Annotated in this window: 9 protein-coding genes; 6 read left to right on the top strand and 3 right to left on the bottom strand. The window is 74.9% G+C overall.

Features of this window, described 5'->3' with window-relative positions:
- Positions 1–79 precede the first annotated feature (79 nt).
- A complete protein-coding gene (locus ABD254_RS06400) occupies positions 80–2,737 on the bottom strand; it encodes a M14 family zinc carboxypeptidase (protein WP_344246748.1) in 2,658 nt (885 codons plus the stop codon).
- Between the two features lie 361 nt (positions 2,738–3,098).
- On the opposite strand from ABD254_RS06400, the gene ABD254_RS06405 reads away from it, so the two are divergent.
- Entirely contained in the window at positions 3,099–3,677 is a 579-nt protein-coding gene (locus ABD254_RS06405; RefSeq protein WP_344246750.1) for a DinB family protein, read from the top strand.
- A 121-nt stretch (positions 3,678–3,798) separates the two neighbouring features.
- Here the strand turns inward: ABD254_RS06405 and ABD254_RS06410 are convergent, their stop codons facing one another.
- The gene (locus ABD254_RS06410) at positions 3,799–6,090 is read right to left on the bottom strand and encodes a sodium-translocating pyrophosphatase (RefSeq protein WP_344246752.1); all 2,292 of its coding nucleotides are present in this window, start codon (positions 6,088–6,090) and stop codon (positions 3,799–3,801) included.
- A gap of 312 nt (positions 6,091–6,402) precedes the next feature.
- Here ABD254_RS06410 and ABD254_RS06415 point away from each other — a divergent pair, with 312 nt between their 5' ends.
- From ABD254_RS06415 to ABD254_RS06425, 3 genes are all read left to right on the top strand, one after another.
- On the top strand, positions 6,403–7,032 hold the full coding sequence (locus tag ABD254_RS06415; RefSeq protein ID WP_344246754.1) for a sigma-70 family RNA polymerase sigma factor: 630 nt from the start codon (positions 6,403–6,405) through the stop codon (positions 7,030–7,032).
- Positions 7,029–8,024 (top strand): hypothetical protein, encoded by a 996-nt coding sequence (locus ABD254_RS06420; RefSeq protein ID WP_344246756.1) that lies wholly within the window; start codon positions 7,029–7,031, stop codon positions 8,022–8,024. The genes ABD254_RS06415 and ABD254_RS06420 overlap by 4 nt, the downstream gene beginning before the upstream one ends.
- Positions 8,025–8,131: 107 nt before the next feature.
- Complete coding sequence (locus ABD254_RS06425; RefSeq protein ID WP_344246758.1) at positions 8,132–9,454, top strand: M18 family aminopeptidase; 1,323 nt, start codon at positions 8,132–8,134, stop codon at positions 9,452–9,454.
- A gap of 72 nt (positions 9,455–9,526) precedes the next feature.
- Here the strand turns inward: ABD254_RS06425 and ABD254_RS06430 are convergent, their stop codons facing one another.
- Positions 9,527–10,336 carry a transglycosylase family protein gene (locus tag ABD254_RS06430; RefSeq protein WP_344246760.1) on the bottom strand — a complete coding sequence of 270 codons (810 nt, stop codon included), beginning with the start codon at positions 10,334–10,336 and terminating at the stop codon, positions 9,527–9,529.
- Between the two features lie 205 nt (positions 10,337–10,541).
- On the opposite strand from ABD254_RS06430, the gene ABD254_RS06435 reads away from it, so the two are divergent.
- Positions 10,542–13,184 (top strand): DEAD/DEAH box helicase, encoded by a 2,643-nt coding sequence (locus ABD254_RS06435; protein ID WP_344246762.1) that lies wholly within the window; start codon positions 10,542–10,544, stop codon positions 13,182–13,184.
- Positions 13,181–14,050 (top strand): HpcH/HpaI aldolase/citrate lyase family protein, encoded by an 870-nt coding sequence (locus tag ABD254_RS06440; RefSeq protein WP_425553662.1) that lies wholly within the window; start codon positions 13,181–13,183, stop codon positions 14,048–14,050. The genes ABD254_RS06435 and ABD254_RS06440 overlap by 4 nt, the downstream gene beginning before the upstream one ends.
- The last annotated feature ends 116 nt before the right edge of the window (positions 14,051–14,166 follow it).

Genomic DNA, 14,166 nt, shown 5'->3' on the forward strand with positions numbered 1-14,166 from the left:
GGGTCGGCGTCCCGTACCCGGGTCGGCAGACATTGCTGCCGACCCGGGTACGGAGTGGTCGACCCGAGCCGCTGCCCCGTCAGTCTCCCGACGCCGCCCAGAAGAGCGCCTGCGCGGCCTGGCTCAGCCCGCCCTTGGGGTGGGTGCGGAAGAACACCGAGGTGCCGAAGACGACAGCCCTCGCCCCGGACTCCGCCTCGCCGGAGACGACGGCCGCCTGCCCGGCGGCAGCGTCGGGGCCGTCCGCGCTTCCCTCCGTCGGGACCCAGTGGCCGGCGAGGAACGGGTGCTCGGCGTCGTACGTCTGCTCGACGGTCGTGCCCTCACCGAGGCCGGTGAACCAGGTCGCCGGGTAGACGAACGCGTGGTCCTGCTCGTGCGCGGCCAGGATCGAGCCGTCCGGGGTGGTGACGTCGACGATGCCGTTGGAGCTGCGGTCCCCCGACGTCGCCTCCCCCTCCACGAACCCGTACGCCTCGGCCACGGCGAACGCCGCGGCGGTGCGCCCGACGACGGACCCGCCGTCGTCCACCCACTCCTGCAGTGCGGCCTGCCCGGCGCCGCCCTCGGCCGGGCTCAGCGACGTGCCGACCCACAGCACGTCGGCGTCCTCGAGCCCGGTGGTCCCGGTCGCGGCGCCGTCCTCGATGCCCCTCGTCGTCACGCGCACCAGGTCGTCGAAACCTAGCTCCGTGAGCGACAGCAGGTCGTCCTGGGTGCCCGCGTACGCGACCGTGAGGTCCTCGAGCTCGGTCGCGTCGCGGAGCCCGGCGAGGTCCCGCCACGACGCCCGCTCGAACGGCACGTCGTGCTCGTCTGCGACCTCGCGCGCCGCCCGCAGCCCGCGCGGGCCGACGACGGCGCGGCCGTCGTCGAGCAGCCACACGGGCGCGTCGTCCTCCAGCAGGGCGTTGAGGGCGCGGTAGTCCTCGACCCCGGCGACGTCGAACGCGACGAACGCCGCCGCGCGGGGCAGCCCGCCGTCGGACGGCTCGCCCCGCAGCCCCGCGACGCCCCGCAGCGCCGGGCCGGTCGTCGACCCGATCCGCTCGACCGTGGCGCCCCACAGCGACGACAGGCTCCACGCCGAGATGTCGTACATCGACGGCACCTTGGCCGAGATGTCGGTCCCCAGGTCGAGCAGCACGTTCGCCAGCCCGCGCAGCGGCTGGTGCAGGTCGACGACGAACGAGCCCCGCGGGTACGTCACCCCGCCGATGTGGAGGGTGCGCGTCAGCGTGCCGACCTTGACGCCGTGGAAGAGCAGCTGGTCCACCAGCGCCTCGGCGTCGGCGGCCGACCGCTGCCCGTCGCCGACGGGGATCACGTAGGCGCGCGGCAGGTCCACCGGGTCCTGGTCGTCGGCGACGTCCCAGTGCTGCTTCCACTCGTCCGGGCCCGGCACGGCGGCGACGTCCTCGGCGGTCAGCGCGTCCTTCGGCTCGCCGGCCACGCCGCGCCGGAACGCCTCGATCTGGTCGGCCAGCATCGCGTCGTGGTGCTGGCCGACGTAGTCGACCATCGTCTCCATCGTCCGCTTCGCCACGGCCGTGTTGATCACGGCGTTCTCTGGCGTCGTGGTGGCGCCGGTGCGGCCCTTCGGCAGCTCGACCGTGCTGGTGGTGGCCCCGTGGAACGCCGCGTACTGGGCCGTGAAGATCGGCGGGTAGTCGTCCCAGCCGGACGGCGTGTCGCGGTACGGGATCTTGATGAAGCCGGTGTTCTCGTCCACCGCCTCGTCGGTGGCCGGGTCGTAGTACGTGTTGCCCGGGATCTCGGCGGCGACCACGTCCTCCTCGACCTGCCGCGCGAGCGCGTACCCGTGCGGGATGAAGAGGTCGTACTCGTAGTTCTCGCCGTGCGGCGGGCCGCACGGCTCCACCTGCAGCACGCCCGTGTACCCGTGGAAGTCCGCCGCGTACAGCGGCTGCAGCGCCTGGGCCGTCGCGACGAACGACCGCGACTCCGGCGTCGCGCCCGTGATCATGTCGCGGTTCGCGTCGAGGCCCAGGGTCGTGGCGCGCTGCCCGACCGTGCGGCCGTCCGGGTTGAGGGTGAGCGAGAAGTACAGGCGGTGATCCTCGAGCAGCCGGGAGGTGGCCGGGTCGTCGGACGTCGCCAGGTCCTCGATGACCTGCATCGCCGCGTCCGTGCCCTCCCACTCGTTGCCGTGGATGTTCGCGCTGATCCAGAGCGGGGTCTTGTAGTCCCGGGCCAGCCGGTGGTCACGGGCCGCGCGGTCCGGTGCCGTGCGGATCTCCTCGCGCCAGTCGGTCTGCTGCGCGGTCTCGCGGCGCGACTCCGGCGCGGTCACGGTCACGAGGTAGAGGTCGCGGCCCGCCGTCGACTGCCCCACGACCTGCGTGGAGACCCGGTCGCTCGACCCCATGAGGGCCGTGAGGGCCGGGGCGATGTCGGCGTGGCTGATGGTGCCGTTGCGGTCGGTCGCGTCGTCGTCGTTCGGGGGGAACACCGTGAGGTCCGGCTGGTACGGGTACGCCCGCGGCATGTCGATCGCGCCGCTGGTCGTGCCGCTCTCCCCGCCGTGGTGGCCGGAGCGCGCGCCCTGCGCGGCGCGCGTCAGCTCGGCGAACGTCGCGACATCTGCCGCCCGCACACCCTGCTCGGCGCCGCGGCCCGAACCGTCTGCCTGGTCGGCGGCCGCGGCGGCCCCCGTGAACGTCGTCGCCGCGAGGGTGATGGTGCCGAGCACCGCGACGGTGCGTGGGAGCTTCATGGGTCTCCTTCGGTTCGTCGTCTCGCGGTGGACGCCGTCGTCCCCGCCGGGGCGTGCGCCGACGCGCCGTCCCGCACCCAGCATGGCGCGTGGCGGGCGCGCCGGCACCTGCGGAAACACAGAGTTCACCGGACGACCAGCGACGCGGTCGTCCGGACCCGTCCCGCCGCCGTCCTCCCTCCCGTCGAGCCGGGCCACGAGCCGCCGGGGCGCCACCTGGCGGTAGGCGTCCCGGACGACCACCGCCAGCTCGACCCGGTCGACGTCGCCGTCGGGCACAGCGCGGCGCCAGCGGCGGCCGCCGACGGACGCGCGGGCAATTCCCTTGCGCTCCCGGGCCGGGCGAGGTCGGATGTCCGGCATGACCGATCCCGCGACCGATGCCGCGACCAGACGCTTCCCCGACATGTGGGTGGACCCCGAGGACGACCCCCGCGGGCAGTGGGCCGACCCCGTCGGCGAGCTGGAGACGCACTGGTCCTACCTGCGCACCTACCGCACGACGCTCGTCATGAAGTGCGACGGCCTCGACGCCGAGCAGCTCGCCCGACGGTCGGTGCCGCCGTCGACGCTCTCCCTGCTCGGGCTGGTGCGCCACCTGGCGAAGGTCGAGCACGTCTGGTTCCGCCAGGTGCTGCAGGGCCATCACGAGCTGCCCAAGCTCTACGTCGCCGAGGGCGGGCCCGACGCGGACTTCGACGGTGCGGTTGCCGACCCCGCGGTCGTCGAGGAGGCGTGGGCGACCTGGCGCCGCGAGGCGGGCGCGGCGGACGCGTGGCTCGCCACCCAGTCGGACGACGACATGGGGAGCACCGTGCTGCATCACGGGAACCCCACGACGGTGCGCGACGTGCTGGAGCACCTCGTCGAGGAGTACGCCCGCCACCTCGGCCACGCCGACCTGCTGCGCGAGTGCATCGACGGCCGCACCGGCCAGTGACGGCGGTCGCCGGTCACCGCCGGTCATGACCCGTCATGACCGGTCATCGCCGGTCGAGCTTGTCGAGACCCGGGTCTCGACAGGCTCGACCGGCGATAGGCTCGGTCGGCTGCGCGGTGCGCTACCTCGCGGCGACGCGCTCGGTCTCTTCGGCCTGTTCCCGGTCGACGCGCGCCGCGCGAAGGCGGGACATGATCACGGCCCCGAACGCCACGGCGGCGGCGAGGACGGCGATCCCGATGCGGAGCACCTGGTTCGCGTCGGCGGGCACGCTCAGCATCACCACGGCCGGCGCGATGAGCAGCGCGACGAGGTTCATCACCTTGATGAGCGGGTTGATCGCCGGCCCGGCGGTGTCCTTGAACGGGTCGCCGACGGTGTCGCCGATGATGGTCGCCTCGTGCGCCTCGGAACCCTTGCCGCCGAAGGCGCCGTCCTCGACGATCTTCTTCGCGTTGTCCCACGCGCCGCCGGAGTTGGCCAGGAAGACGGCCATGAGGACGCCGGCCCCGATCGCCCCGCCCAGGAAGCCGGCGAGCGGCCCGACGCCGAGGCCGAACCCGACCGCGATCGGCGCAAACGCCGCCAGCAGGCCCGGGGTCGCGAGCTCGCGCAGCGAGTCGCGGGTGCAGATGTCGACGACCTTGCCGTACTCCGGCCGCTCGTCGAACGTCATGATCCCGGGGTGCTCACGGAACTGGCGACGCACCTCGAAGACGATCGCCCCGGCCGCACGGGTGACGGCGTCGATCGCCAGGCCGGAGAACAGGAAGACGGTCGCCGCCCCGAGGATGACGCCGACGAGCGTCACGGGGGAGATGATCTCGAAGCTCAGCATCGCGGGGACCAGGCCGGCCCCGATCTCCTGCACGTCGTCCATCGCGTGCTGGACGGCGTCCGCGTAGGAGCCGAACAGCGCCGTGGCGGCGAGCACCGCCGTCGCGATGGCGATGCCCTTGGTGATGGCCTTCGTGGTGTTCCCGACGGCGTCCAGGTCGGTGAGGATCTGCGCGCCCTCCTCGTCGACCTCGCCCGACATCTCGGCGATGCCCTGCGCGTTGTCGCTGACCGGGCCGAACGTGTCCATCGCGACGATGACGCCCACCGTGGTGAGCAGGCCGCAGCCCGCGAGCGCCACGAGGAACAGCGCGAGCCAGATCGAGCCGCCCGCCAGCAAGAAGACGCCGCAGATCGCCGCGGCGATGACGCCCGCCGTGTACACCGCGGACTCGAAGCCCACCCCGATGCCGGAGAGCACGACGGTCGCCGCGCCGGTGCGCGACGTCGCCGCCACGTGCAGCGTCGGCTTCGACGTCGTGCCCGTGAAGTAGCCGGTGATCCACAGGATGATCCCCGCCAGGACGACGCCGACGGCGACGGCGAGCGACGCGACGACGCGCGGGTCGAGGGCCGAGACGTCGCCGAGGTCGGCGGTGCCGGACAGCTCGGAGAACGACGACGGCAGGTAGACGAACGCGGCGACGGCGGCCAGCAGCGCGCCGACGACGGCGGAGATGTAGAAGCCGCGGTTGATGGCCTTGAGCCCGTTCTCGTTGCCGCGCACGCGCGTGACCAGCACGCCCAGGAAGGCGACGAACGCGCCCATCGCGGTGACGATCAGCGGGAAGACGAGCCCCTGCTCGCCCATCGCGGCCTTGCCGAGGATGAGCGCGGCGACGAGGGTCACGGCGTACGACTCGAAGAGGTCGGCGGCCATGCCGGCGCAGTCGCCCACGTTGTCGCCCACGTTGTCGGCGATCGTGGCGGCGTTGCGCGGGTCGTCCTCGGGGATGCCCTGCTCGACCTTGCCGACGAGGTCGGCCCCGACGTCGGCCGCCTTGGTGAAGATGCCGCCGCCGACGCGCATGAACATGGCCAGCAGCGCGGCCCCGAAGCCGAAGCCCTCCAGGACGGCGGGCGCGTCCGTGCGGTAGACCAGCACCACCGCCGCCGCGCCGAGCAGGCCCAGCCCCACCACCGACATCCCGACGACGCCGCCGGTGCGGAAGGCGATGCGCGCCCCCTCGGCGCGCCCGTTCGGCCGGGTCGCCGCGGACGCCACGCGGACGTTCGCCCGCACCGCGAGCCACATGCCGAGATAGCCGATGGCGGCGGAGAACCCCGCGCCGACGAGGAAGGCGATCGACCGGCCCACGCGGACGCCGCCGTCGCCGGGCAGCAGGAAGAGCAGCGCGAAGACCACGACGGCGAACAGCGCGAGGGTGCGGAACTGCCGGCTCAGATAGGCCGACGCCCCCTCCTGCACCGCCCGGGCGATGTCCTGCATGCCCGGGCTGCCCTCGGGCGCTGCCAGCACCTGCCTGCGCAGGGCGGCCGCGCACACCAGTGCGGCCAGCGCGATCACCCCGATGACCGCGACGATCGTGATGCTGCTCGATCCGAACGTGAGCATCCGTCCTCCTTGACGTGCTGCTGCCTCGACCCCTGCCGGGGCCTCGCCCGCACGTCCGCGTCGACGCCCGGCCGGTGCTCCGGAAGGTCCCGCCGGCGCCGTTGACGGCGGGATGCGCGCGAGTCTACCCACATGTGACGGCCGTCACGAACCGGTCGGGGCGTGCGCCGAGCCCCCCGCCCCACGTGACGCCGCAGGGGGCAGTTCCGGTCGCTGCGGCCGGTCAGGACGACCGCGGCCGCCCGTACGGCGGCCCAACGGTTCGGGCGCGCGGTGCGTCATGGTGGGTAGGAACGCACACCGGGAGGACCGATGGCGCAGTGGGAGGACGAGCTCGCGGAGCTCGCGCACGAACGGGGACGCGCCCTCGTCGGGTACGCGTACGTGCTGTGCGGCGACCAGCGGTTCGCGGAGGACCTGGTGCAGGACGCGCTGGTCAAGGTGTTCTCCCGCCTGCGGCGCCGCGCCCCGCGCGGCACGGCGGCGGGCAGCGAGGTGCACCCCCTCGACGGCGGCAGCGGCACGAGCGAGGCGTACGTGCGCCGCGCGATCCTCACGCTCTACCTCGACGAGTACCGGCGACGACGGCGGTGGGCCGAACGGCGGCACCTCGTCGCGGTCGACGACCGGGTGCGGGGCGCGGCGTCCGGCGCGACAGCGCGGGCCGACGTCGCCGCGGCCCTCGGCCGGCTCGCCCCGCGCGAGCGGGCGTGCGTCGTCCTGCGCTACTTCGAGGACCTGACGGTGCCGCAGATCGCCGACGCCCTGAACCTCGCGCAGGGCACGGTCAAGCGGTACCTGTCCGACGCGACGGCGACCCTGCGCGAGGTGCTGCAGGTCCCGCTCGACGGGCCGCCCGCTCGGGAGGCCGCACAGCGGGCCGGACAGCCGCACCGACAGCCGCACCGACAGCCGACGACCGACGGGAGGGCGGCGCGATGACCACGAACCACTCGGGCGACCACGCGCGGGACGACCGGGGAGACGCCCCCACCGACGAGGCGCTGCGCCGCGAGCTGGACGCGCTGGCCGGGCTCGGGGCCGCGACGTCGGGCCTCGGGGGCGACGGGCTGGGCGGCGCGCTGGGCGGCGCGCTGGGCGACGGGCTGGGCGGCGCGCTGGCGACGGTGCGCAGGCGGGTCCGGCGACGGCGCGCGGCCAAGCAGGCCGGGATCGGCGCGACGACGCTCGTCGTCGCGGCGGGCCTCGTCGTCGGGGGCGCCAGCCTGCTGCCGACGGAGCCGGTGCCCATGCCCGCGCCGGCGAACACGCCGACGCCGTCGCCGTCCGGGTCGCCGACCGGGTCGCCGACTGCCGGCCCGACGGACGGGCCGTCCACGCAGGGCGCGGCGCTGGGGCTGATCGAGGACGGCTACCGGCCGTCGTGGCTCGAGGGGGTCGGCGTGACCTGCGGTATGCCGGCCGACGAGCTGCCCGCGAGCTCCGGCGGGAACCTGCTCGAGCTCCTCGAGGACCCGGCCCTCGGAGACGACACGAGCGCGGACGGCACGCAGACCGTGCACACCTGGCGCGCGGGGACGCGGCTCACCGTCCCGGACCCGGCGGACGCCGGGCGCCGGGTGAGCCTGCCCACCCTGCTGTGGGTCCAGGACGGGCGCGTCGTCGACCTCGGCGTGAACACGACCGAGGCCGGGATGGACCAGGTGGGAGACGCCCCGGCGGAGCGCGCCGCCGAGGACTCGTCCCTCACCTCGTGCGCGCCGGAGCACGAGACCCGCGACGGGGTCACCACCGACACGTACGCGACCGAGCTCCCCGCCGGCGCGTACGAGGTGCGGGCCTCCGTCCAGCTGTGGTCCCCCGACTTCACGGACGTCGAGCTGGTGCTCTCCGACCCGGTCACGGTGGTCGTGGCCGGCGGGCCCGGCAGCACGGAGGGGACGAACGCAGGGGCCGCCGACGGGGGCGACTGACCTCGTCGTGCCCGCCGAGCACGGGGTTCCGACCGCATTGGACCGTCATGGCGATCAGAACCCCGTGTTCGCCGGGGGGGCGGGGGGCGCGTGGAAAGATGACGGGCATGCCGACCCAGCCTGTTCCCGACGCCGCCCGCGCCCACGCCGAGGACCTCGGCGCGTTCGTCACCGCGTCGCCGTCGTCGTACCACGCCGCCGCAGAGATCGCCCGCCGCGCCGAGTCCGCCGGGTTCACCCGCCTCGACGAGGCCGCTGCCTGGGACCTCGCGGCCGGCGGACGCTACGTCGTCGTGCGCGACGGCGCGGCGATCGCCGTCGTCGTCCCGCCGTCGGCCGACGCGACGACGCCGTTCACGATCCTCGGCACGCACACCGACTCCCCCGGCTTCAAGCTCAAGCCGCGCCCCACCACGGGCCGCGCGAACTGGGTGCAGGCCGGGGTCGAGGTGTACGGCGGGCCGCTGCTCAACTCGTGGCTGGACCGGGAGCTGGAGCTCGCGGGGCGGGTCGTGACGAAGGACGGCGTCGAGCACCTGGTGCGCACGGGCCCGTTCGCGCGCATCCCGCAGCTCGCGGTCCACCTCGACCGGTCGGTCAACGACGGCATGGCCCTCGACAAGCAGCGGCACACGCAGCCGGTCTTCGGCCTCGGCGACGTCGCGGACGCCGACGTGCTCGCCGCGCTGGCGGCCACGGCCGACCCTTCGACAGGCTCTGGGGAGTCCGCCGGCGTGGACCCCGCCGACGTCCTCGGCTACGACGTCGTCGTCGCGGACACGCAGCCGCCGCGCGCGTTCGGCGCGGGCGAGGCGCTGTGGGCGTCGGGCCGCCTCGACAACCTGCTGTCGACGCACGCCGCGCTCGCTGCCCTGCTCGACGCCGACCCCGCGGCGCTCACCGGCGTCGGCGTGCTCGCGGCGTTCGACCACGAGGAGATCGGCTCCGGTTCCCGCTCGGGCGCCGCCGGGCCGTTCCTCGAGGACGTGCTCCGGCGGGTGTCGGCCGGTCTCGGGGCGGGCGACGAGGAGCGGCACCGCGCGTTCGCCGCGTCCCTGTGCGTGTCGTCCGACGTCGGGCACGCGGTGCACCCGAACTACCCGGAGCGGCACGACCCGGCCAACCACCCGGTCGCGGGCGGCGGGCCGATCCTCAAGATCAACGCGAACCAGCGCTACGCGACCGACGCGCACGGCGCCGCGCGCTGGCAGGCGGCCTGCGCCGCCGCGGGGGTGCCCAGCCAGGAGTTCGTCTCGAACAACACCATCCCGTGCGGCTCCACGATCGGGCCGATCACCGCGACGCGGCTCGGCATCCGGGTGGTCGACGTCGGCGCGGCCATCCTGTCCATGCACTCCGCACGCGAGCTCACGGCCGTCGTCGACCCGTGGTACCTGTCCCGGGCCATGGGCGCGGTCCTCGTCGGCTGACACGTGCTCGCCGGTTGAGCGTGTCGAAACCGCCGATCGGGTTTCGACAGGCTCAACCGGCGACCGACACGGTCAGCGCAGGCCGAGCTGGCGCGTGCAGTGCGGCCACTGCCCCCAGCCGGCGCGGTCCTGCAGGATCTGGGCGCGCTTGGTCTGCTCGCGGGCGCTGTTCCGGTGCGGGTATCCGTCGCCGCCGACGGCGCGCCAGGTGCTGTGCGTGAACTGGTACATGCCGTAGAAGCCGTTGCCGGTGTTGGTGCGCGGGTTGCCCCCGGACTCGCAGCTCGCGAGGCTGCCCCACACGTTGCGCTTCGTGAGCCGGCTCTGCGAGACCCAGCCCGTGCGACCGCCGGGCACCTTGACCTTGATCCGCGCGGCGTCGCGCTGCGTGGTGCGCGCGAGCTTGGTCACCTTCGTGCCGAGGTGCACCCGCGCCACGACCTTCGACGACCCGCTGACCTTCTTGGTCACGGCCACGCGGCCCTGCGTGTAGCGGGTGCCGGAGATGTCGCGCAGCGGGGTGGACGTGACGGCCTTCTTGTTGATCCACCCGACGGTACCGCTGGGCACGCGCACCTGGAGGCGGTACTTCCCGCGGTCGAGGACGCGCAGGCGGGTGCCGTCGTCGGGACGGGCGACGGCCCGCGAGTCGTGGGCGCTCTTCTTCGTGACCCGGGCGCGGTCGGTCCGGACCCAGCGGACGGTGGCGCGCGTCGCGGTCGCGACGCGCTGCGCGGCGGGCGCGGCGGAGACCGTGCTGGGGGCTGACGAGGGGGCGGGGGTCGTGGCGGAGGCGGCCGCGGCGGGCGCGACGACGGCGGTGGCGGCAAGCGCACCGGTGACCGCGGCCACGACGGAACGACGGGGACTGGAACGAGGCATGCGTACCAGGAAACGATGATCACGATCAGATAACAAAGCCGTGGACCGAGCCTCCACAGGCCCTTCACGGATGCCGGGGGACGAGCCCGGAGGAACCGTCACAGCCCCGGAATCCCGCGGCAGAGCGACATGTCCGGACCTGACCGGGTTCGGGCGGCGGACGGCCGGCGCGGGTGCCGCAAGCGCCCGGTGCCACACTGTCTGCGTGCCCGCCGACCCGCCCCGCGACGTGCCTCGCGACCCGGCCGACCAGCATCCGCTGCTGGACGTGCTGACCGCGCACGGGGCGCGCGCCGACCGGCTGACGCACGTGCGCACGTTCCCGGCCCGCGAGGGCGTCACGGACGACTGGCCCGCGTGGGCCGACCCGGCCGTCGTCGCGGGCTACCGGGCGCTCGGCGTGGATCGCCCGTGGGCGCACCAGGTCGAGGCCGCCGACGCCGCTCGGCGCGGCCGGCACGTGGCGCTGGCGACGTCGACCGGGTCGGGCAAGTCGCTCGCGTTCTGGCTGCCGGCCCTCACCGCGGTGCGGGGCGACGCCGGCGCCGCGGCATCCGAGCCGGGGCGGATCGAGCCCGCAGTCCGCCGCGGCACGGTGCTCTACCTCGCCCCGACGAAGGCGCTGGCGGCCGACCAGCTCGCGGGCCTCGAACGGCTCGTGGCCGCGATGGGCGTGAGCCCGACCGCGCCGTCCGGGCTGCGGGTCGCGACCTGTGACGGCGACACTCCGCCGGAGGAACGGCGGTGGGTGGTCGAGCACGCCGACGTGGTGCTCACCAACCCCGACTTCCTGCACTTCTCGCTGCTGCCGAACCACCGCCGGTGGACGCGGCTGCTGCGCTCGCTGCGGTACGTCGTGGTGGACGAGGGGCACGCCTACCGAGGGGTCTTCGGCGCCCACGTGTCGCTGGTGCTGCGCCGCCTGACACGGCTCGTGGCGCACCACCGCCCGGCGGGAGCGCCCGGCGCGCCGGGGCCGACGTTCGTCGTCGCCAGCGCGACGACGGCGGAGCCGGCCGTGAGCACCGCGCGCCTGGTGGGGGTCGCGCCCGAAGACGTCGTGACGGTCACGTCCGACGCGTCCCCCGCCGGTCGGCGGACGTTCGTCCTCTGGCAGCCGCCCGAGATCGCGGGCTTCGAGAGGTCGGGGGCCGCGCCCGGCGGCGCGCCGCCGGCCGACGACCCGTGGGCGCTGCCGGACCCGCTCGACCCCGCGCACACCGAGCGCGAGGCGGACGCCGTCGTCACGGTCGACGCAGCGGCACCGCACCCGCGCCGCTCCGCCACCGCCGAGGTCGCGGACCTCCTCGCCGACCTCACGGCCCACGGGGCGCGGACCCTCGCGTTCACGCGCTCGCGCCGCGGCGCGGAGTCGGTGGCGCAGCAGACGCGCGACCACCTGCGCGCGGTCTCGCGCGACCTCGCGGACCGGGTGGCGAGCTACCGGGGCGGGTACCTGCCCGAGGAGCGTCGGGAGCTGGAGCAGGCGCTGCGCACGGGCGCCGTGCGCGGGCTCGCCACGACCAGCGCCCTCGAGCTCGGTGTCGACGTCTCCGGGCTGGACGCCGTGCTGGTGGCCGGCTGGCCGGGCACCCGGGTGTCCCTGTGGCAGCAGGCCGGCCGCGCGGGCCGTGCCGGCGCGGACGGGCTGGTCGCGTTCGTGGCGCGCGAGGACCCGCTCGACACCTACCTCGTGACGCACCCGGAGGACCTCCTGGACGCGCCGCTCGAGGCGACGGTCTTCGACCCCGGCAACCCGCACGTGCTCGCCCCCCAGCTGTGCGCCGCCGCGCAGGAGGTGCCGCTGCGCACCGACGACCTGCCGGCCTTCGGCGACCCGGCCGCGGTGCGCGAGGTCCTGGACGTGCTCGTGGCGCGCGGCGCCCTGCGGCGCCGCCGGTCGGGCTGGTACTGGACGCACGCGCAGCCCGCCGCGGGCATGGCGGACCTGCGCGGCACGGGCGGGCGGCCGGTGCGCGTGGTCGAGGCGACGACGGGGCGGCTGCTCGGCACCGTCGACGCCGGCGCGGCGGACGGGCAGGTGCACGACGGCGCGGTGTACACGCACCAGGGCACGACGTTCGTCGTGGACCGCCTCGACCTCGACGACGGCGTGGCGCTCGTCGTGCGCCGCGACGTCGACCACGCGACCTGGTCGCGCGAGGTCATGGAGATCGCGATCCTGGAGCGTCGGGCCGATGCGCAGCGGACGGCGGAGGCCGAGCGCAGCGAGGCATCCGCCGGCAGCGCAGCGCGGGGCCGGAGCGACCGACGGGACTGGGGACCGGTCGAGTGGGGGCTCGGCCCGGTCGAGGTGACGAGCCAGGTGGTGAGCTTCCAGCGCCGCCGCCTGCCTGACATGCAGGTGCTCGGCACCGAGCCCCTCGACCTGCCGTCGCGCACCCTCGCCACGACGGCGGTCTGGTGGTCGGTACCCGACTTCGTGCTCCGCGCCGCGGGCGTGAGCGAGGACGAGGCGCCGGGGGCGCTGCACGCCGCCGAGCACGCGTCGATCGGCCTGCTGCCGCTGCTCGCCACCTGCGACCGCTGGGACCTGGGCGGCGTGTCGACGGCGCTGCACCCGGACACCGGCGAGGCGACCGTCTTCGTGTACGACGCGTACCCGGGCGGCGCCGGCTTCGCCGAGCGCGGCTTCCGGCTCGGCGCGCGCTGGCTGCGGGCCACGCGCGACGCGATCGCCGCCTGCACCTGCGCGGACGGCTGCCCCGCCTGCGTCCAGTCGCCCAAGTGCGGCAGCGACAACGCGCCTCTCGACAAGTCGGCGGCGGTGCGCTTGTTGGATGCCGTGCTGAGCCACGCGGCCGCAGAACCTACCATCGTGAGGTGACTATCGAGATCGACCTTGCCGAACGCCGCCGTTCCCGCGAGGACACACGCGTCGACGCCGCCAACGCCCGCTCGTGGCTGCTGCTGTCGGCCCTGCGCGACGACACGTTCGACGCCGCCCAGCTCTCCCGCGCCGACCAGCTGATCCTCGACTGCGAGGATGCGGTCGACGACAGCCGCAAGGACGAGGCGCGCGCGAAGGTGACCGACTGGTTCGCCCGCGGCGGCCGCGCCTGGGTGCGGATCAACGAGCGAGGCTCGCGCGCCTGGGCCGACGACGTGCGCACCCTGCGCGACACCGACGGCCTGTGCGGCGTGATGCTCGCGAAGACCGAGTCCCCCGACCAGGTGATCGACACCGTGCAGCGGCTCGGCGGGCACGTGCCCGTCATCCCGCTGGTCGAGTCGGCGCTCGGCATCGAGGACGCCGTGAGCATCGCGCGGGCGCCCGGGGCGTTCCGCCTGGCGTTCGGGTCCGGCGACTACCGCCGCGACACCGGCACCGCCAACGAGTCGCTCGCGATGGCGTACCCGCGCTCGCGCCTCGTCACCGCATCCCGCATCGGCGGCCTGCCCGGCCCTGTCGACGGCCCGACTGTCGGCACGAGCCACGCGCTCCTGCGCGAGCAGTCCGCCGACGGCGTCGCGCTCGGCCTCACCGGCAAGCTGTGCCTCGACCTCGAGACGCCGGCCGTCATCAACGAGTCGTTCAGCCCGTCGAGCGCGGACGTCGCGTGGGCCGTCGACTTCCTCGCCGACTTCGAGGCGTCGGGCGGGGTCATCCGCGACGGCTCCGACAAGCCGCGCCTGGCCCGCGCCCGCAAGATCACCGAGCGCGCCGCCCTGTTCAACGTCACCCCCTCCTGACACGCAGCTCCGACCGGCACCCGCAGCGCCCGTCGTCGATCCTCGACGGCGGGCGCTGCGGCCGTCCGGCGGCGAGCCGCTCCTGCTGCACATCGACGGGCAGGATCGTGACGCCC

The organism is Isoptericola hypogeus (assembly GCF_039531145.1).
In the GTDB taxonomy this organism is placed as follows: Bacteria; Actinomycetota; Actinomycetes; order Actinomycetales; family Cellulomonadaceae; genus Isoptericola; species Isoptericola hypogeus.

What these genes read in the sequence shown, in the direction of transcription:
- ABD254_RS06405 (WP_344246750.1), top strand. Translation starts at nt 3,099, where the DNA reads ATGACCGATCCCGCGACCGATGCCGCGACCAGACGCTTCCCCGACATG.
- ABD254_RS06410 (WP_344246752.1), bottom strand. Translation starts at nt 6,090, where the DNA reads ATGCTCACGTTCGGATCGAGCAGCATCACGATCGTCGCGGTCATCGGG.
- ABD254_RS06420 (WP_344246756.1), top strand. Translation starts at nt 7,029, where the DNA reads ATGACCACGAACCACTCGGGCGACCACGCGCGGGACGACCGGGGAGAC.
- ABD254_RS06430 (WP_344246760.1), bottom strand. Translation starts at nt 10,336, where the DNA reads ATGCCTCGTTCCAGTCCCCGTCGTTCCGTCGTGGCCGCGGTCACCGGT.
- ABD254_RS06425 (WP_344246758.1), top strand. Translation starts at nt 8,132, where the DNA reads ATGCCGACCCAGCCTGTTCCCGACGCCGCCCGCGCCCACGCCGAGGAC.
- ABD254_RS06415 (WP_344246754.1), top strand. Translation starts at nt 6,403, where the DNA reads ATGGCGCAGTGGGAGGACGAGCTCGCGGAGCTCGCGCACGAACGGGGA.
- ABD254_RS06400 (WP_344246748.1), bottom strand. Translation starts at nt 2,737, where the DNA reads ATGAAGCTCCCACGCACCGTCGCGGTGCTCGGCACCATCACCCTCGCG.